This window comes from Streptomyces sp. SID9727 (genome assembly GCF_010550605.1).
Taxonomy (GTDB): Bacteria; Actinomycetota; Actinomycetes; order Streptomycetales; family Streptomycetaceae; genus Streptomyces.
On the sequence record NZ_JAAGNI010000003.1, the window covers coordinates 1 to 17,439 of the forward strand.

16 protein-coding genes and 2 pseudogenes are annotated in these 17,439 nt (G+C 72.0%); 6 read left to right on the forward strand and 12 right to left on the reverse strand.

Annotation, left to right across the window (positions count from 1 at the left end):
- Positions 1 to 313 (reverse strand): annotated as a pseudogene (locus G3I41_RS00280) (hypothetical protein); the annotation flags it as partial.
- A 103-nt stretch (positions 314 to 416) separates the two neighbouring features.
- Between G3I41_RS00280 and G3I41_RS00285 the strand changes: the two are divergent.
- Positions 417 to 776 carry a VOC family protein gene (locus G3I41_RS00285; RefSeq protein ID WP_164398264.1) on the forward strand — a complete coding sequence of 120 codons (360 nt, stop codon included), beginning with the start codon at positions 417 to 419 and terminating at the stop codon, positions 774 to 776.
- 18 nt (positions 777 to 794) lie between these two features.
- On the opposite strand, the gene G3I41_RS00290 is transcribed toward G3I41_RS00285, so the two are convergent.
- The 3 genes from G3I41_RS00290 to G3I41_RS00300 are packed head-to-tail and all read right to left on the reverse strand — an operon-like array spanning position 795 to position 3,684.
- Positions 795 to 1,991: a dipeptidase gene (locus G3I41_RS00290; protein ID WP_164398265.1), complete on the reverse strand. Its 1,197-nt coding sequence runs from the start codon at positions 1,989 to 1,991 to the stop codon at positions 795 to 797.
- A gap of 5 nt (positions 1,992 to 1,996) precedes the next feature.
- Positions 1,997 to 2,536, reverse strand: coding sequence for a 5-(carboxyamino)imidazole ribonucleotide mutase (gene purE / locus G3I41_RS00295; protein ID WP_164398266.1), 540 nt, complete (start codon positions 2,534 to 2,536; stop codon positions 1,997 to 1,999).
- Positions 2,533 to 3,684, reverse strand: coding sequence for a 5-(carboxyamino)imidazole ribonucleotide synthase (locus G3I41_RS00300; RefSeq protein ID WP_164398267.1), 1,152 nt, complete (start codon positions 3,682 to 3,684; stop codon positions 2,533 to 2,535). The genes purE and G3I41_RS00300 overlap by 4 nt, the downstream gene beginning before the upstream one ends.
- Before the next feature lie 157 nt (positions 3,685 to 3,841).
- Here G3I41_RS00300 and G3I41_RS00305 point away from each other — a divergent pair, with 157 nt between their 5' ends.
- A complete protein-coding gene (locus G3I41_RS00305; RefSeq protein ID WP_164398268.1) occupies positions 3,842 to 4,363 on the forward strand; it encodes a GtrA family protein in 522 nt (173 codons plus the stop codon).
- A gap of 8 nt (positions 4,364 to 4,371) precedes the next feature.
- On the opposite strand, the gene G3I41_RS00310 is transcribed toward G3I41_RS00305, so the two are convergent.
- Positions 4,372 to 5,637, reverse strand: a complete 1,266-nt coding sequence (locus G3I41_RS00310) for an ATP-binding protein (protein ID WP_164398269.1) — start codon at positions 5,635 to 5,637, stop codon at positions 4,372 to 4,374.
- Positions 5,638 to 5,697: 60 nt separating this feature from the next.
- Positions 5,698 to 6,375 carry a response regulator transcription factor gene (locus tag G3I41_RS00315; protein ID WP_018104033.1) on the reverse strand — a complete coding sequence of 226 codons (678 nt, stop codon included), beginning with the start codon at positions 6,373 to 6,375 and terminating at the stop codon, positions 5,698 to 5,700.
- 424 nt (positions 6,376 to 6,799) lie between these two features.
- On the opposite strand from G3I41_RS00315, the gene G3I41_RS00320 reads away from it, so the two are divergent.
- Complete coding sequence (locus G3I41_RS00320) at positions 6,800 to 8,296, forward strand: oligopeptide:H+ symporter (RefSeq protein WP_164398270.1); 1,497 nt, start codon at positions 6,800 to 6,802, stop codon at positions 8,294 to 8,296.
- A gap of 86 nt (positions 8,297 to 8,382) precedes the next feature.
- Here G3I41_RS00320 and G3I41_RS00325 read toward each other — a convergent pair whose 3' ends face one another.
- Together G3I41_RS00325 and G3I41_RS00330 are read right to left on the reverse strand one after the other, a co-directional pair.
- Entirely contained in the window at positions 8,383 to 8,892 is a 510-nt protein-coding gene (locus tag G3I41_RS00325) for an ATP-binding protein (RefSeq protein ID WP_164398271.1), read from the reverse strand.
- A gap of 244 nt (positions 8,893 to 9,136) precedes the next feature.
- Positions 9,137 to 9,505 carry an STAS domain-containing protein gene (locus G3I41_RS00330; RefSeq protein ID WP_164398272.1) on the reverse strand — a complete coding sequence of 123 codons (369 nt, stop codon included), beginning with the start codon at positions 9,503 to 9,505 and terminating at the stop codon, positions 9,137 to 9,139.
- A 288-nt stretch (positions 9,506 to 9,793) separates the two neighbouring features.
- Here G3I41_RS00330 and G3I41_RS00335 point away from each other — a divergent pair, with 288 nt between their 5' ends.
- Positions 9,794 to 10,690 carry an RNA polymerase sigma factor SigF gene (locus tag G3I41_RS00335; RefSeq protein ID WP_164398273.1) on the forward strand — a complete coding sequence of 299 codons (897 nt, stop codon included), beginning with the start codon at positions 9,794 to 9,796 and terminating at the stop codon, positions 10,688 to 10,690.
- A 95-nt stretch (positions 10,691 to 10,785) separates the two neighbouring features.
- Here G3I41_RS00335 and hutI read toward each other — a convergent pair whose 3' ends face one another.
- The 4 genes from hutI to hutU all read right to left on the reverse strand — a co-directional run bounded on the left by hutI (position 10,786) and on the right by hutU (position 16,299).
- Positions 10,786 to 11,958, reverse strand: a complete 1,173-nt coding sequence (hutI, locus tag G3I41_RS00340) for an imidazolonepropionase (RefSeq protein WP_164398274.1) — start codon at positions 11,956 to 11,958, stop codon at positions 10,786 to 10,788.
- Between the two features lie 68 nt (positions 11,959 to 12,026).
- Positions 12,027 to 13,412 (reverse strand): formimidoylglutamate deiminase, encoded by a 1,386-nt coding sequence (locus G3I41_RS00345; protein WP_164398275.1) that lies wholly within the window; start codon positions 13,410 to 13,412, stop codon positions 12,027 to 12,029.
- Complete coding sequence (locus tag G3I41_RS00350) at positions 13,403 to 14,614, reverse strand: allantoate amidohydrolase (RefSeq protein ID WP_164398278.1); 1,212 nt, start codon at positions 14,612 to 14,614, stop codon at positions 13,403 to 13,405. The genes G3I41_RS00345 and G3I41_RS00350 overlap by 10 nt, the downstream gene beginning before the upstream one ends.
- 26 nt (positions 14,615 to 14,640) lie before the next feature.
- Positions 14,641 to 16,299 (reverse strand): urocanate hydratase, encoded by a 1,659-nt coding sequence (gene hutU, locus G3I41_RS00355; protein ID WP_164398276.1) that lies wholly within the window; start codon positions 16,297 to 16,299, stop codon positions 14,641 to 14,643.
- A gap of 234 nt (positions 16,300 to 16,533) precedes the next feature.
- Here hutU and G3I41_RS00360 point away from each other — a divergent pair, with 234 nt between their 5' ends.
- Together G3I41_RS00360 and G3I41_RS00365 are read left to right on the forward strand one after the other, a co-directional pair.
- A complete protein-coding gene (locus tag G3I41_RS00360; RefSeq protein ID WP_164398277.1) occupies positions 16,534 to 16,941 on the forward strand; it encodes a hypothetical protein in 408 nt (135 codons plus the stop codon).
- Positions 16,938 to 17,439: pseudogene (locus tag G3I41_RS00365) on the forward strand (transcriptional regulator); the annotation flags it as partial. The gene G3I41_RS00360 and the pseudogene G3I41_RS00365, both read left to right, overlap by 4 nt.

The following is a 17,439-nucleotide window of genomic DNA, read 5'->3' on the forward strand; positions in this document are numbered from 1 at the left end:
GCGGATCCTCCACCGGGCGGAGCGCCGCCCCGCCCGCCGCGTCCACGGTGACCCGCAGCGGCGCCCCGGCGAGCAGCCGGTCCAGCGGGAAGAGCGGGCCGTCGTCGTCCGAGCGGTGGCCCGCGTGGACCAGGCAGACCGCGCGCAGGGCCTCGCGGAGCACGCGCGCCGCCGGTACGTCCGGCTCCGCGAGGGCGAAGGCGGCGCGCCCCTCCGCCGTGTCGAGGCTGTCCGCGCCGGTCTCGACGTTCAGGCTGTTGACCAGCGCTTCGACCAGCGCGAGCCCGCCGGGCGCGGAATCCCTCTCATTCATGGTTGCGACGTTACCCCCTATGCGGGAGCATGCAGTCACGGTTACCGGCTAGGCGCATCAAGCGGTAACCGCCTGTCCGTAATCTGCCCGAGGAGGAAGCAACATGGCTCTGGCCACAGTGGGTGCCGTCGTTCTGGACTGCCCCGACCCCGCCGCCCTGGCGCACTTCTACGCGGCGCTGATCGGCGGCGAGGTGGAGGAGCAGGAGGACTGGGTGGACCTCAAGGGAGGCGCGGGCGCCCCGCTCGCCTTCCAGGCCGCGCCCGGCTACGTACCGCCGAAGTGGCCGGGCGCCGACGCCTCGCAGCAGTTCCACCTGGACCTGACCGTGGACGATCTGGACGCGGCGGAGCGGGAGGTGCTGGCGCTGGGGGCGACGGTGCTGGAGGCGGACGACCGGGAGCGCACCTTCCGGGTGTACGCCGACCCGGCGGGGCACCCGTTCTGTCTCTGCGCCTGCTGAGAACGGCGCCCCGGCGGCTCAGGCCGCCGGGGCGTCCAGCTCCGCGATCGTGGCGTGCGACGGGCCGCGCCGGGCGCGCAGGTCCCGCGCCACGTCCTCGGCGGCGCGCAGCACCCGTACGGCGTTCCGCCAGGTGAGCTTGGCCAGGTCGGCGGCGGACCAGCCCCGGCGCAGCAGCTCCGCGATCAGGTTCGGGTAGCCGGCGACGCTCTCCAGGCCCTGCGGGAGGAACGCGGTGCCGTCGTAGTCGCCGCCGATGCCGATGTGGTCGACGCCCGCGACCTCGCGCATGTGGTCGAGGTGGTCGGCGATGGTGGCCACGGTCGCGGCCGGGCGGGGGTTCGCCGCCTCGAACGCGGCGTGCAGCTTCATCGCGCGCTCGGTGGTGTCCAGGTGGTGCAGTCCGTGCGCGCGCAGGTTCTCGTCGGCCGCCCGCGTCCAGGCGACGGCCTCGGGCAGGACGAACTTCGGCACGAAGGTGGCCATGGCGATGCCGCCGTTGGCCGGAAGCTGCGCGAGGACGTCGTCGGGGATGTTGCGCGGGTGGTCGCAGACGGCGCGCGCGGAGGAGTGCGAGAACATCACCGGCGCGACGGAGGTGGTGAGCGCGTCCCGCATGGTCGTCGCCGCGACGTGCGAGAGGTCGACCAGCATGCCGGTGCGGTTCATCTCGCGGACGACCTCGTGGCCGAACGGCGAGAGGCCGCCCACCCCGGGCTCGTCGGTCGCGGAGTCCGCCCAGGCGATGTTGTCGTTGTGGGTGAGCGTCATGTAGCGGACGCCCAGGGCGTGCAGGCCGCGCAGGGTGCCCAGTGAGTTGTCGATGGAGTGGCCGCCCTCGGCCCCCATCAGCGAGGCGATCCGGCCCTCGGCGCGGGCCGCCTCCATGTCGTCGGCGGTCAGGGCGCGGCGGAGGTCGGCCGGGTAGCGCTCCAGGAGCTCGGCGACGACGTCGATCTGTTCCAGGGTGGCGCTGACGGCGGCGTCGCCCGCCAGGTCGGAGCGCACGTAGACGGACCAGAACTGGGCGCCGACGCCCCCGGCGCGGAGCCGGGGGATGTCGGTGTGCAGGTGGGCCGACTGGTCGGTGGCGATGTCGCGTACGGCCAGGTCGTAGCCGGCCTGCTCGCGCAGGGCCCACGGCAGATCGTTGTGTCCGTCGACCACCGGGTACTCGGCGAGGAGTTCCCGGGCCCGGTCCAGTCGGTCCGTCATGGTGCCTACTTCCCGAAACCGAAGGACTCCGCGCCCGCCACCTTCTGGCGCAGCCGCTTGCCCTTCTCGGTCGCCTGTTCGTTCAGGTCGCCCAGGAACTCCGTCATCCGGCCCTGGAGCTCGGGGTCGGCCGCGGCCAGGACGCGGACGGCCAGCAGACCGGCGTTGCGCGCGCCGGCGACGGAGACCGTGGCGACGGGGATGCCGGCGGGCATCTGGACGATGGACATGAGGCTGTCCATGCCGTCCAGGTACTTCAGCGGGACCGGCACGCCGATGACGGGCAGCGGGGTGACCGAGGCGAGCATGCCGGGCAGGTGGGCGGCGCCGCCCGCGCCCGCGATGATCGCCTTGAGGCCGCGGCCCGCCGCGTTCTCGCCGTACGCGATCATCTCGCGGGGCATGCGGTGGGCGGAGACGACGTCGACCTCGTAAGGGATCTCGAACTCGTCGAGGGCCTTGGCCGCCGCTTCCATGACGGGCCAGTCGGAGTCCGAGCCCATGACGATGCCGACGACGGGCGCGGCGGAGGCGGGGGAGGTCATTCGGTGATCGTTCCTCGCAGGTAGTCGGCCGCGTGCCGGGCGCGCTCGCGCACGTCCGCCAGATCGTCGCCGTAGGTGTTGACGTGACCGACCTTGCGGCCGGGCTTCACGTCCTTGCCGTACATGTGGATCTTGAGCTGCGGGTCGCGCGCCATGCAGTGCAGGTAGCCCTGGTACATGTCCGGGAAGTCGCCGCCGAGGACGTTGCACATGACCGTCCAGGGGGCGCGGGGGCGCGGGTCGCCGAGCGGGAGGTCGAGCACCGCCCGGACGTGGTTGGCGAACTGCGAGGTGATCGCGCCGTCCATGGACCAGTGGCCGGAGTTGTGCGGGCGCATCGCCAGCTCGTTGACCAGGATGCCGGGCTTCCCGTCGGGTCCGCGGGTCTCGAACAGCTCGACCGCGAGGTGCCCGACGACGCCCAGCTCGGAGGCGATCCGCAGCGCGAGCTGCTGGGCCTCGCCCGCCAGTGCCTCGTCCAGCTCGGGGGCCGGGGCGATCACCGTGTCGCAGACGCCGTCGACCTGGACCGACTCGACGACCGGGTAGGCGACGGCCTGGCCGTGCGGGGAGCGGACGATGTTGGCCGCCAGCTCCCGTACGAAGTCGACCTTCTCCTCCGCGAGCACCGGGACACCGGCCCGGAACGGCTCGGCCGCGTCCGCCTCGGAGCGGACCACCCACACGCCCTTGCCGTCGTAGCCGCCGCGCACGGTCTTGAGGATGACCGGAAAGCCGCCGCCCTCCGCGGCGAAGGCCACGACGTCGGCCGGGTCCTCCACGATGCGGTGGCGGGGGCAGGGCGCGCCGATCTCGGTGAGCTTCGCGCGCATCACCCCCTTGTCCTGGGCGTGCACCAGAGCGTCGGGGCCGGGGCGCACGGGGATGCCGTCCGCCTCCAGGGCCCGCAGATGCTCGGTGGGCACGTGCTCGTGATCGAAGGTGATCACGTCACAGCCGCGCGCGAAGGCCCTCAGCGTCTCCAGGTCGCGATAGTCGCCGACGACGACCTCGCCCGCCACCTGGGCCGCGGAGTCCTGAGCGGTGTCGCTGAGGAGCTTGAACTTGATGCCGAGGGGGATGCCCGCCTCGTGGGTCATACGGGCGAGCTGACCGCCACCGACCATGCCGACTACCGGGAACGTCACGCTCCCAGGGTATCCGCACCGCCCGCCCGCGCCCGTGGGCGGGGGCGGGGCCCGCCACACGCGTTCCGGTACGCACAAGCGTCCGGCGGGCGTCCTGGTTAGCATGGCCGGGTTGACGGAACATGGCGCGGGACCTACGGACGGACTGAGCGATCACATGAGCGAGCGAGGCGCACTGCGGGCCCGGCTGGAGCTGCTGGCCCGGGAGGTCGCCAAGTTCGGCGTGGTCGGCGCGGTCGGCCTGGTCGTGAACATCGCCGTGTCCAACCTGCTGTGGCGCTACACGGACATCCCCACCGTGCGGGCCGGACTGCTCGCCACGTTCGTCGCGATCCTCTGCAACTACGTGGGCTTCCGCTACTGGACGTACCGCGACCGCGACAAGACCGGCCGCACCCGTGAGCTGACGCTGTTCCTGCTGTTCAGCGCGGCGGGCGCGGTGATCGAGACCGGTGTGCTGTACGTGGCGACGTACGGGTTCGGCTGGGACACCCCGGTCCAGAGCAACGTCTTCAAGATCGTCGGGATCGGCGTCGCGACGCTGTTCCGCTTCTGGTCGTACCGGACCTGGGTCTTCAAGACGCTTCCCGCTCCGTCGGAGGGCGTTGCCGACAAAGAGGCCCTGGTGACCGTGGTGGCGCCGGCGGTTCGGGTCGAGGCGGACCCGGCGCGCCGGTAGCACCTCCGTTACCGCACCGGGCGTTCCGGTTCCGTTCTGTTCTGGGCCATCCGGCTCAGGAACAGGGCGAAGACCGGGGGCTGCTGCTGGAGGAGCTCCAGGCGGCCGCCGTCCGCCTCGGCGAGGTCGCGGGCGACCGCCAGGCCGATGCCCGTGGAGTTGCGGCCGCTGATGGTGCGCTCGAAGATCCGGGCGCCCAGGTCCGCCGGGACCCCGGGGCCCTCGTCCGTGACCTCGATGACCGCCTGGTTGCCGGTGACCCTGGTGCGCAGCGCGACGGTGCCGCCGCCGTGCATCAGGGAGTTCTCGATCAGGGCGGCCAGGACCTGGGCGACCGCGCCCGGGGTGCCGACGGCGCTCAGCCCGTGCTTGCCGGAGCAGACGATGGCGCGCCCCTCGCCCCGGTAGGCCGGGCGCCACTCCTCGATCTGCTGCTTGACGACCTCGTCCAGGTCGAAGACGACCGCCGAGCCGGTCCGGGGGTCCCGGGCATTGGTCAGCAGCCGCTCCACCACGTCCGTGAGCCGTTCGACCTGGGCGAGGGCGATGTGCGCCTCCTCCTTCACGGTCTCCGGGTCGTCGGTCAGCGAGATCTCCTCGATCCGCATGGACAGGGCCGTGAGCGGCGTACGCAGCTGGTGGGAGGCGTCCGCGGCGAGCCGGCGTTCGGCGGTCAGCATCCGGGCGATGCGCTCGGCGGAGGAGTCCAGGACATCGGCGACGCGGTCCAGCTCGGGCACTCCGTACCGCTTGTGGCGCGGGCGGGGGTCTCCGGAGCCCAGGCGCTCGGCGGTCTCCGCGAGGTCGGTGAGCGGCGAGGCGAGCTTGTTCGCCTGGCGTACGGCGAGGAGGACGGCGGAGACGATGGCCAGCAGCGCCACCGCGCCGATGATCATCAGCGTGCGGCCGACCTCGCGGGTGACGGCGGAGCGGGACTCCTCGACGGTGACCTTCTCACCGTGCTCGCCCGTCTCCGTGGCGGTGATCACGCTGCCGCCGGGGCGCTCGCCGACCTCGATGGGGGCGCGGCCGGGCATCTTGACGAGGGCGTAGCGCCGGTCGTCGATCTGCTCGGCCAGCACGCCGGGGTTGATCCGCTCGGAGCCCAGGAGCCGGCTCTCGATGACGCTGATCAGCCGCAGCGCCTCGGAGTCGACGCTCTCCTGGGCGCTGCTGCTGATGGTGCGGGTCTCGACGATGACGAGGGAGACGCCGAAGACGGCGATCACCACGAGCACGACGGCGAGGGTCGAGTTGATCAGTCGTCGGCGCATGCCTGCTTCTGTACGTCAGTCGGCTCGGGCGATCGGGCGGGCGGCAACGACGCTACAGCCCTAGCTCTTCTCGAAGCGGAAGCCGACGCCCCGGACCGTGGCGATGTAGCGCGGGTTGGCCGCGTCGTCTCCGAGCTTCTTGCGGAGCCAGGAGATGTGCATGTCGAGCGTCTTGGTGGAGGACCACCACGTGGTGTCCCAGACCTCGCGCATCAGCTGGTCGCGGGTGACGACCCGGCCCGCGTCCCGGACGAGGACCCGCAGGAGGTCGAACTCCTTCGCGGTGAGCTGCAGCTCCTCCTCGCCCATCCAGGCCCGGTGCGATTCGACGTCGATGCGGACGCCGTGCGTGGCGGGCTGGGGGGCGGGCTCGGTGGCGCCGCGCCGCAGCAGGGCCCGGACCCGGGCGAGGAGCTCGGCGAGGCGGAAGGGCTTGGTGACGTAGTCGTCGGCGCCGGCGTCGAGCCCGACGACCGTGTCCACCTCGTCCGCGCGGGCGGTCAGGACGAGGACCGGCACGGTGTGACCCTCGGCACGCAGCCGGCGGGCGACTTCGAGGCCGTCCATCCCGGGCAGCCCCAGGTCGAGCACGACCAGGTCGATGCCGCCCTGGAGTCCGGCGTCGAGCGCGGTCGGTCCGTCTTCCCGCACCTCGACCTCGTAACCCTCCCGCCGCAGGGCGCGGGCCAGCGGCTCCGAGATGGATGCGTCGTCCTCGGCGAGCAGTACACGGGTCATGCACTGATGGTAGTCCGCGCTGCGGACAGCTCGGGAGGCGATGGGAGAGCCCTGCGGGACTGGGCGCCGTTACCGTGAGGACCTTCGAATATGCGAGTGTGGTTGCACCTGGACCTGTGATCCATCTCTCAAGTCCTTCCATATCGGGCTCTGTCGTGTCGTATGGTGTCTCAACGCCTATTGCACTACTCAAGGACCTTTGGGCAGCTCTGAGCGCCAAGGGTCTCTTTTGTGTGCGGGGCCGGTACCCGCCGGCCCGGAAGTCTCAGTGAATGACCTGTGGGCCGGGCCCGGACCGCCGATGAAGGCGCTCCGGGTGTGGATCCCGTCGCGGAGGGCGTACCCGCGGCGGTGCCGGCCTCCCCCCACCGGGCGCGTACCCGCTTCGTCGAGGCGCCGCGTCCCGAGCACACAAGGATCGATCATGGCGTCCAGCCTGACGAAGGACCCGTCGAGCACCGCTGGTGGCGAGAAGACCTTCTTCGGCCACCCCCGGGGCCTGGCCACGCTCTTCATGACCGAGATGTGGGAGCGTTACAGCTTCTACGGCATGAAGGCACTGCTCCCGCTGTATCTGATCGCGCCCGGCGGCATGCACATGAACGCCACCACGGCCACGGCGATCTACTCGGTCTACATGGCGATGGTCTACCTCCTCGCCATGCCCGGCGGCTGGATGGCCGACCGCTTCTGGGGGCCGCGCAAGACGGTCGCCATCGGTGGCGCCGTCGTCATCCTCGGCCACATCACGCTCGCCGTGCCGAACTCGGTGACCTTCTTCGCGGGCCTGGTGCTCGTGGCGCTCGGTTCCGGGCTGCTGAAGGCGAACATCTCCACGATGGTCGGCCACCTCTACGACGGCCCGGAGGACCCGCGCCGCGACGGTGGCTTCACGCTCTTCTACATCGGCATCAACGTGGGCGCGTTCCTCGCCCCGCTGACCATCGGCACCGTCGGCGAGAACGTCAACTGGCACTTCGGCTTCGCGCTCGCGGCGCTCGGCATGGCCCTGGGCCTGGCCCAGTTCATGCTCGGTACCCGCCACCTGAGCCCGCAGAGCGACGTCGTGTCGACGCCCGCCACCGAGCAGGAGAAGCGGTCCGCCCTGCGCAAGGGCCTCATCTGGCTGATCATCGCGGCCGTCGTCTACGGCCTGATGGCCGTCACCGGCAACTTCGCCGACTGGTCCACGGTGCCGCTGAGCATCGCCGGTCTGGTCATCCCGGTCGCGGTCCTGACGCGCATGAAGCGCGACAAGGAGCTGACGACGACCGAGCAGTCCAAGCTGTCGGGCTACATCTGGTTCTTCGTGGTCGCCGCCGTCTTCTGGATGATCTACGACCAGAACGGCTCGACCCTGTCGATCTTCGGCGAGAACTCGACCACGAACCACCTGCTGGGCTTCGACTTCCCGACGTCCTGGTACCAGTCGCTGAACCCGATCTTCATCATGGCGATCGCCCCCGTGGTCGCCTCGGGCTGGCTGTGGCTGAACAAGCGCGGCAAGGAGCCGAGCACCGCCGTCAAGTTCGCCTCCAGCCTCGTGCTGATCGGCATCTCCTTCGTCGTCTTCCTGATCCCGCTGATCGACACCGCCAACAACGGCGGCCGGGTCAGCCCGATGTGGCTGGTGGCGATCTACTTCATCCAGACCGTCGCGGAGCTGTGCCTCTCGCCGGTCGGCCTGTCGGTGACCACCAAGATGGCCCCGGCGAAGTACAGCTCGCAGATGATGGGCGTGTGGTTCCTCGCGGTCACCGCGGGCGACTCCCTGACCGGTCTGCTGACGGCCCCGGCGATCGGGGTCGACCTGGACACCACGGGAGCGGTCGCCTTCGAGGCGGTCCTCGCGGTCATCGCGGGAGTGGGCATCTGGATGTACCGGAAGAAGGTCTCCCAGCACATGGGCGACGTGCACTGATCCCGTAGCCCGTACGGGAAAACGGGGAAGGGGCCCCGCACCGGTTCGCCGGTGCGGGGCCCCTTCCGTACGTCTGGGGGGTGCCGCTACGCCGGGGCGGCCAGCTCCGCCCACACGGTCTTGCCGGGCTCGCCCGGCACCCGTACGACTCCCCAGTCCAGGCAGAGCCGCTGCACGATGAACATGCCGTGGCCGCCGGGGCGCCCGGCCCGGTGCGGCGTACGCGGCGAGGGCTGGCCCGCACCGCCGTCGGCGACCTCCACGCGGAGCGCCTTGGCGCTGCGGGCGATCCGGAGCTCGTCGGGGCCGCCCGCGTGCAGGCACGCGTTGGTGACCAGCTCGGAGACGACCAGCAGGACGTCCTCCGCGGCGGCGCGACGGTCCGCGCTGGACGCGGGGAGCCAGCCCCAGTCGTGGAGTGCGTCGCGGGCGAAATCACGGGCCGTCGGCACGATGCCGGTGGCCTCCCGCAACGACAGCGTGCGCCACTGTCGCTCGGCGGCCTCCGCCGGCCGGGCGGGCTCGGCGGAGGAAACGCCCGCGCCCTCCGGCTCGCGGCCGAGGTCGCCCGGCGGATGCTGCCGGGTGGTGCTCATCAGCGCTTCACCTCACCGATTCACCATGTCGCCATTGGACAGATACGAACCATGGAACAGATACGACTACGAATACCGATACGGACACTGATACAGGAACCGCACAGGCGCGGAGGGCCAGGCAGCCCGGGCTCGCCGGAAGATCTCCTGCCCGGCCGAACCGCGACGACACCCCTTACCGCCAAGCGGATCGCGTAACTCACGCGACGGGCGAGGCCGCCGGGCGTGCCGGGGCGCGGCACGGTCAGGTCTCCAGAGCCTCTGCGAGGGAGTCGTGGACGGTGAATACCGCCTCGGCCCCCGTGATCTCGAAGACCCGCGCCACCACGGGCTGCATCGCGGCCAAATGAACCCCTCCCCCGGCTTCCTCCGCCTTGAGGCGCACACCGAGCAGCACGTTCAGCCCGGTGGAATCACAGAAGTCGAGCCGCGAGCAGTCGACCACCAGGCGCGTATGCCCCTGTTCGACCGCGCTCTCCAGCGGCTCACGCAGCAGATCCGCCGTGTGGTGATCGAGCTCACCCACGGGTGTGACCACCTCGCTGCGCCCCTCGGTCCGGACCTCGACCTGAAGCCGACCCCGGTTCGCACTGCCGACCGTCCCGCGGTCCATTCCCGTCCCTCTTCACCGCTCGTCACTGTACGCATCCCCGTACCCGCGGATGCGTACACAGCTGTCACTGATGTTCTTGGAACAGTACGCGTTCCCTCGCCCACGCGGTAGCCAGAGACCTCAACAAACCGGACGTATGCGGGCAATTGGAGGTTGTACCGAGTCATGGCGAGCGGGTAAGGGTAGAGGGACCCCAAAAAAACGCGACCGGCTTCGGAGGCGCCGCTTCACCGCAGGAACACGTATGGGCATCGGCAGCCATATGCCGAGAACGATGGAGGAGACCGCATGTCACCCCGGCTCGACGTAGCGCGTACCCACAACGCGCCGTCGGCATGTCCTCAGGGACTGACCGAATCACACACCGAAGCGCTCGACGGACTTGAGGGGCTTCCCGAGATCCCGCCCTACACCGAGGTGGGGGCGGTTGACGCCAGGGCCCTGTCGAAGACGCTCTTCACCCGGCTGGAGACCCTCGAAGAGGGCACGCCGGAGTACGCCTACGTACGCAACACCCTCGTCGAGCTGAACCTGGCCCTGGTCAAGTTCGCCGCCTCCCGGTTCCGCTCCCGGAGCGAACCGATGGAGGACATCGTCCAGGTCGGCACGATCGGCCTGATCAAGGCGATCGACCGCTTCGAGCTCAGCCGGGGCGTCGAGTTCCCGACCTTCGCGATGCCGACCATCGTCGGCGAGATCAAGCGTTTCTTCCGCGACACCAGCTGGTCCGTGCGCGTGCCGCGCCGCCTGCAGGAGCTGCGGCTCGACCTGGCCAAGGCGGGCGACGAGCTCGCCCAGCAGCTCGACCGGGCGCCCACCGTGGGCGAGCTCGCCGACCGCCTCGGCCTCACCCGTGACGAGGTCGTGGAGGGCATGGCCGCGAGCAACGCGTACACCGCGAGCTCGCTCGACGCCAAGCCCGAGGAGGACGAGCACGAGGGCGCGCTGGCCGACCGGATCGGCTACGAGGACCACGGGCTCGAAGGCATCGAGTACGTCGAGTCCCTGAAGCCGCTCATCGCCTCGCTGCCGGGCCGCGACCGCAAGATCCTCTCGCTCCGGTTCGTCGCCAACATGACGCAGTCGGAGATCGGCGAGGAGCTGGGCATCTCCCAGATGCACGTGTCGAGACTGCTCTCGCGCACCCTGGTCAAGCTCCGCAAGGGTCTGACGCTGGACGAGTGAGCCGTCTCCCGCGCCGTGCGCGCGGAACGCCGGAAAGGACCTGCCCCGGACGGGGCAGGTCCTTCCGCGTTCCGGGGCCGTGCCCGGCCCCGGGGTCAGACCACGCGTGCGCCGGCGCGCCACACCTCGTGCACGAGCGGCACGCCCGGCCGGTAGGCCAGGTGGACGTGGCTGGGCGCGTCCAGGACCACCAGGTCGGCGCGGGCGCCCGGGGCGAGCCGGCCGATGTCGTCGCGCCGCAGGGCCGCGGCGCCGCCCGCCGTGGCGGACCAGAGGGCCTCGTCCGGGGTCATGCCCATGTCCCGCACGGCGAGGGCGACGCAGAACGGCAGGGACGAGGTGAACGAGGAGCCCGGGTTGCAGTCCGTGGACAGGGCGACGGTGGCGCCCGCGTCGAGCAGCCGGCGGGCGTCCGGCCAGGCGGCCCGGGTGGAGAACTCGGCTCCCGGCAGCAGGGTGGCCACGGTGTCCGACTGGGCCAGGGCGTCCACGTCCGCGTCGGTCAGATGGGTGCAGTGGTCGGCGGAGGCGGCGTCGAGCTCCACGGCGAGCTGGACGCCGGGCCCGTGGCCGAGCTGGTTGGCGTGGACGCGGGGGTGCAGTCCCCGGGCGCGGCCCGCGGTGAGGATCGCCCGCGCCTGGTCGCCGTCGAAGGCGCCGCGCTCGCAGAAGACGTCGATCCAGCGGGCGTACGGGGCGCAGGCGTCGAGCATCGGCCCGGTGACCAGGTCCACGTATCCGGCCGGGTCGTCCGCGTAGTCCGGGGAGACGATGTGGGCGCCGAGGAAGGTGACCTCGTCGGTGTGGCGGGCGGCGATGCGCAGGGCGCGGGCCTCGTCCTCGACCGTGAGGCCGTAGCCGGACTTGGTCTCGAAGGTGGTGGTGCCCTGCCGCAGCGCCTCGGCGAGGTAGCGGGCGACGTTGGCGGAGAGCTGTTCGTCGGTGGCGGCGCGGGTGGCGGCCACGGTGGTGCGGATGCCGCCCGCGCTGTACGGGCGGCCGGACATCCGGGCGTTGAACTCCTGGGTGCGGTCGCCCGCGAAGACCAGGTGGGAGTGGGAGTCCACGAAGCCGGGGATCACGGCCCGGCCGGCCGCGTCGACGGCGTTGTCAGTGGCGGGTGCTTTGCTGGATTCACCGGTCCAGACGACGCGGTCGCCCTCGATGACGACGGCCCCGTCCCGGATCAGTCCGAGGGGGGACTCGTCGCCGAGGGAGGGGTCGTTGGTGACCAGTGCGGAGATGTGGGTGATGGCGGTCGTCGTCATCGGGGGACTGCTCTCCTTGCGGTGGGAGCCGGGGCGGTGGGAGCCGGGGAAGTTCGCCGGGCTGCTGCTCAGGGACGCAGGGCGCCGATGGCCCGCGCGAGCGCCTGGGGGACGTCGTCCACCAGCGTGTGCCGTCCGTCGCGTACGAGGTGGCGCCCCGCCACCACCGTGTGGCGGACGTCCGCCGCGGAGGCGGCGAATACGGCGGTCTCCGCTGCCAGCCGTGGCACCGGTCCCGCCGTCCTGACGGAGTCGAGCGCGACGGTCACCAGGTCGGCGGGGGCTCCCGGTTCGAGAACGCCCGCTCCGGGCCGGCCGAGCGCGGCGTGGCCGTCGGCGGAGGCGGCGCGCAGCAGGGCGGCGGCCGTCCAGTGGCCGCGCCTGCGGGTGCGCAGGCGCTCGTTCAGCTCCATCGCGCGGGCCTCCTCGAAGAGGTCGATCACCGCGTGGCTGTCGCTGCCGAGCGAGAGCGGGGAGCCGGCGTGCTGGAGGGAGGCCGCCGGGCCGATGCCGTCGGCGAGGTCCCGTTCGGTGGTCGGGCACATGCAGGTGCCGGTGCCCGTCGAGCCGATGAGGGCGATGTCCTCGTCGGTGAGGTGGGTGTTGTGGACGCCGGTGGTGCGGAGTCCGAGGACGCCGTGGTCGGCGAGGAGCCGGGCCGGGGTGCGTCCGTGGGCGGCGAGGCAGGCGTCGTTCTCGGCGGTCTGCTCGGAGAGGTGGACGTGCAGGGGGGCCTGGCGTTCCTCGGCCCAGCGGGCGACGGTGGAGAGCTGCCCGGCCGGGACCGCCCGTACGGAGTGGACGGCCGCGCCGATGACCGTGTGGTCGTCGCCCTTGAGGAGGGCGGCGCGTTCGGCCCAGGCGTCGGCGGTCCCGTCGCTGAAGCGTGCCTGGTGCCGGTCGGGCTCGCGGTAGTCGTCGGGCCCGGAGCCGAACCCGGCGGAGAGGTAGGCGGTGTCGAGCAGGGTGATCCGGATGCCGGCCGCGCGGGCGGCCGCGATCAGGGCCTCGCCCATGGCGTTGGGGTTGTCGTAGGGCGTGCCGCCGGGCGCGTGGTGCAGATAGTGGAATTCGCCGACCGCGGTGATGCCCGCGAGCGCCATCTCCGCGTACACGGCACGCGCGAGCGCGTAGTAGGTGTCGGGCGTGAGCCGGGACGCGACCTGGTACATGGTCTCGCGCCAGGTCCAGAAGGTGCCCGAGCCGACCTGGACGGTGGAGCGCAGGGCGCGGTGGAAGGCGTGCGAGTGGGTGTTGGCCAGGCCGGGCAGGGTGAGCCCGCGCAGCGCGGTGGCGCCGGGAGGGGCCGCGTCCACTCCGGTGCGTACGCGGGCGATCCGCCCGTCGGACACGTCCAGGGCGACGCCCGGCTCGACATGGGTGCCGAGCCAGGCGTGGGACAGCCAGTACGTCTCGGTGACGGGTGTGCCCGTCGCCTCCGTGGTCAGCGGCACGCGAGACCTTCCAGTACGTCGGCGAGTGCGGTGACCCCGGCCGCGCAGTCGTCCTCGGCGGCGTGTTCGGCCGGCGAGTGCGAGATCCCGGTCGGGTTCCGTACGAACAGCATGGCGGTCGGGACCGAAGCGGACAAAATACCCGCGTCGTGCCCGGCGCCGGTGCCGAGCACGGGGACCGGGCGGCCGGTGCCGCGGGCGGAGCCCTTGAGCAGGGTCGCCAGCTCGTCGCGCAGGGCGTGCCGGAACTCGACCACGGGCGTGAACGACTCGCGGACGACACCGACGTCGATGCCGGCCCGCTCCGCGTGCTCCCGGGCGGCGCGCTCGACGGCGGCGACGACGGTGTCCAGGGTGTCCTGGTCGGCGGCGCGCGAGTCGAGCCAGCCGCGCACGAGGGACGGGATCGCGTTGACCCCGTTGGGCTCGACGGCGACCTTGCCGAAGGTGGCGAGGGCGCCGGCGAGTTCCGCTTCCCGCCGGGCGGCGATGACGGTCTCGGCGTACGTGAGCATCGGGTCCCGGCGGTCGGCGAGCCGGGTGGTGCCCGCGTGGTTGGCCTCGCCCCGGAAGTCGAACCGCCAGCGCCCGTGCGGCCAGATCGCGGAGGCGATGCCGACGGGGTCGCCGGTGAGGTCGAGGGCGCGGCCCTGCTCGACGTGGAGCTCCACGAACGCGCCGATCCGGGCGAGCCGTTCGGGGTCGGGGCCGATGGCGTCGGGGTCGTGTCCGGCGGCGGCCATGGCCTGCGGAAGGGTGACGCCGTCCGCGTCGCGCAGCCGGTGCGCGGCCTCGACGGTCAGCTGTCCGGCGGCGAGCCGGGAACCGACGCAGGCGAGGCCGAACCGGGCGCCCTCCTCGTCGCCGAAGTTGGTGATGGCCAGCGGCTTAGTGAACTCCACTCCCCTGTGGCGGAGTTCGTCGAGCGCGGCGAAGGAGGAGACGACGCCGAGCGGCCCGTCGAAGGCGCCGCCGTCGGGCACCGAGTCGAGGTGCGAGCCGGTGACGACGGCGTCCCCGGCGAGCGGGTCCCCGAGCCAGGCCCACTGGTTGCCGTTCCGGTCGGTCTCGACCGCCAGCCCCCGCGCCTCGGCCTGCGCCCGGAACCACGCCCGGCACTCGGCGTCGGCCCCGGTCCAGGCGTACCGCCGGTACCCCCGGCTGTCGGAGTGGAGCCCGATGGGGGCCAGCTCGGCCCACATGGTCTGGAAGCCGGGCTGCGACCGCGTCACGCGTCCTCCCGCATCGGTACGCGCACGCCCTTGTCCTCCGCGACCGACTCCGCGATGTCGTAGCCCGCGTCCACGTGCCGGATCACGCCCATGCCCGGGTCGTTCGTCAGCACCCGCCGGATCTTCTCTCCGGCCAGCCGCGTGCCGTCCGCGACGGTCACCTGCCCGGCGTGGATGGACCGGCCCATGCCGACGCCGCCGCCGTGGTGCAGGGAGACCCAGGAGGCGCCCGACGCCACGTTGACCATGGCGTTCAGCAGCGGCCAGTCCGCGATCGCGTCGGAGCCGTCGAGCATGGCCTCGGTCTCGCGGTACGGGGAGGCCACGGACCCGCAGTCCAGGTGGTCGCGCCCGATCGCCAGCGGAGCCGCGAGTTCGCCGCTCGCCACCATGTCGTTGAAGCGCTCGCCGGCCCGGTCGCGTTCGCCGTACCCGAGCCAGCAGATGCGGGCGGGCAGGCCCTGGAAGTGGACGCGCTCGCCGGCCATCCTGATCCAGCGGTGCAGGGACTCGTTCTCCGGGAAGAGTTCGAGCAGCGCCCTGTCCGTCTTGTGGATGTCGGACGCCTCGCCGGAGAGGGCCGCCCAGCGGAACGGGCCCTTCCCCTCGCAGAACAGCGGCCGGATGTAGGCGGGGACGAAGCCGGGGAAGTCGAAGGCGCGTGCGTATCCGGCGAGCTGTGCCTCGCCCCGGATGGAGTTGCCGTAGTCGAAGACCTCCGCGCCGGCGTCCATGAAGCCGACCATCGCCTCGACGTGCCGGGCCATCGACTCGCGGGCCCGGCTGGTGAAGTCGGCGGGCTTCTCGGCCGCGTACGCGGCCATGTCGTCGAAGTCGACGCCGGCCGGCAGGTAGGCCAGCGGGTCGTGCGCGCTGGTCTGATCGGTGACGATGTCGATGGGGGCGCCCTCGGCGAGCATCCGGGGCAGCAGCTCCGCCGCGTTGCCCAGGAGGCCGATGGAGAGCGGGCGGCGGGCGTCCCGGGCCTCGACGGCGAGCTGGAGCGCGTGCTCCAGGGAGTCGGCGCGCACGTCCAGGTAGCGGTGCTCGATGCGGCGCTCGATGGCGCGCGGGTCGCAGTCGACGCAGATCGCGACGCCGTCGTTCATGGTCACGGCGAGGGGCTGGGCGCCGCCCATCCCGCCGAGCCCGGCGGTCAGGGTGATCGTGCCGGCCAGCGTCCCGCCGAACTTCTTCGCGGCGACGGCGGCGAAGGTCTCGTAGGTGCCCTGGAGGATGCCCTGGGTGCCGATGTAGATCCAGGAACCGGCGGTCATCTGGCCGTACATGGTGAGCCCGAGCGCCTCCAGGCGGCGGAACTCCTCCCAGTTCGCCCAGTCGCCGACCAGATTGGAGTTGGCGATCAGGACGCGCGGCGCCCACTCGTGCGTCTGCATGACGCCGACCGGCCGCCCGGACTGGACGAGCATCGTCTCGTCCTGCTTGAGCGTGCGCAGCGTGCGGACCATCGCGTCGAACGAGCGCCAGTCGCGGGCCGCCTTGCCGGTGCCGCCGTAGACGACGAGCTTGTCGGGGTGCTCGGCGACCTCGGGGTCGAGGTTGTTCTGGAGCATCCGCAGGGCGGCTTCCTGCTGCCATCCCAGGGCGGTCAGTTCCGTACCGCGCGGCGCCCGTACGGGGCGGGGTCCTGACATGGCGGTGCCTCCTCGCGACTGTGATTTTTCTATTCACATCTTGAGCGGCTGAATACGTCCAGTCAACAGGCGGGGCCGCACGGGCTCACCGGCACGTCAGAAGCCGCGCGCGGCGGGGCATTCTCCACCAACCACCCGCATGTACCGATGGAAAATGCCAGAACCTCCACCGGGAGGGAGCACGATGCGTAACCTCTGGGTCACAGCCGAACGCCGTGTCGGAGGGGAATCCGCGTGCCCGGAATCGACGAGTGCCTGCTCGACGTCATGAGACTGCCCGGCGCCAGAGGCGCCGCCGTTGTCGACTGGACGAGCGGTCTCGCCCTCGGCACGGTCGGCGACTCACCCAACGGCGACCACGAGGCCACCGCGGCGGAGACGGCCGAGGTGGCGCGGATGGCGGCCGAGCAGCCCGCCTTCGCCCTCGGGTCGCCGGAGCCCGCGGCGGGCGCGGCCGGGAGCGCTCCCCCGGTCGAGGACGTCATCGTCACCACCCGCGCCGGGTACCACATCCTCCGGTTCGTGGAGACGGACTTCGACAGCAGCGTCTTCCTCCACCTGTGGCTGGACCGCTCCGAGGGCAACCTCGCGCTCGCCCGGATACGCCTCGGCGAGATCGCCGAGCGACTGGTCCTCGCATGACCGCCGCCCTCGCGGACGAGACCGCCGCCCCCGTGCTCTCCCCGATGCTCCAGCGCCTCGCCGCCGAACGGGCCACCGGCGCCCTGATGCGCGACCGGGGCACGCTGTACCTCGCCGACGGCAAGGTCGTCCACGCCGAGTCCCCCGCGACGCCCGGGATCGACGTCCTGCTGACCCGGGGCGGTGCGCTGCGCCGCGAGGGCTGGTGGGACGCGGTGGCGGAGGCGGGGGCCGGGCAGCGGGTCGGCCGGCATCTCGTGGACAGCGGCCGGGTGCCGGGCGGCGCGCTGGAGCTGTGCCACCTGGGCGCCCTGTACGACGCGGCGTTCTTCGCCCTCGCGCCGACCCGGACGCCCGCGCGCTTCCGGTACGGGGTCGCGCACTGGATCGGCCCCGTGCGGCCGGTCCCGGTGGACGCGGTGCAGCGCGAGACCCTGCGGCGCCGCGAACTGCTGGACCGGATCTGGCCGGACGCCGCGGTGGACACGGCCCCGCTGA

Bases quoted from the DNA above. Each gene is read 5' to 3' on its own strand.
- G3I41_RS00285 (WP_164398264.1), top strand. From the start codon at position 417: ATGGCTCTGGCCACAGTGGGTGCCGTCGTTCTGGACTGCCCCGACCCC.
- G3I41_RS00290 (WP_164398265.1), bottom strand. From the start codon at position 1,991: ATGACGGACCGACTGGACCGGGCCCGGGAACTCCTCGCCGAGTACCCG.
- purE (WP_164398266.1), bottom strand. From the start codon at position 2,536: ATGACCTCCCCCGCCTCCGCCGCGCCCGTCGTCGGCATCGTCATGGGC.
- G3I41_RS00305 (WP_164398268.1), top strand. From the start codon at position 3,842: ATGAGCGAGCGAGGCGCACTGCGGGCCCGGCTGGAGCTGCTGGCCCGG.
- G3I41_RS00310 (WP_164398269.1), bottom strand. From the start codon at position 5,637: ATGCGCCGACGACTGATCAACTCGACCCTCGCCGTCGTGCTCGTGGTG.
- G3I41_RS00315 (WP_018104033.1), bottom strand. From the start codon at position 6,375: ATGACCCGTGTACTGCTCGCCGAGGACGACGCATCCATCTCGGAGCCG.
- G3I41_RS00320 (WP_164398270.1), top strand. From the start codon at position 6,800: ATGGCGTCCAGCCTGACGAAGGACCCGTCGAGCACCGCTGGTGGCGAG.
- G3I41_RS00325 (WP_164398271.1), bottom strand. From the start codon at position 8,892: ATGAGCACCACCCGGCAGCATCCGCCGGGCGACCTCGGCCGCGAGCCG.
- G3I41_RS00330 (WP_164398272.1), bottom strand. From the start codon at position 9,505: ATGGACCGCGGGACGGTCGGCAGTGCGAACCGGGGTCGGCTTCAGGTC.
- G3I41_RS00335 (WP_164398273.1), top strand. From the start codon at position 9,794: ATGTCACCCCGGCTCGACGTAGCGCGTACCCACAACGCGCCGTCGGCA.
- hutI (WP_164398274.1), bottom strand. From the start codon at position 11,958: ATGACGACGACCGCCATCACCCACATCTCCGCACTGGTCACCAACGAC.
- G3I41_RS00350 (WP_164398278.1), bottom strand. From the start codon at position 14,614: ATGTGGGCCGAGCTGGCCCCCATCGGGCTCCACTCCGACAGCCGGGGG.
- hutU (WP_164398276.1), bottom strand. From the start codon at position 16,299: ATGTCAGGACCCCGCCCCGTACGGGCGCCGCGCGGTACGGAACTGACC.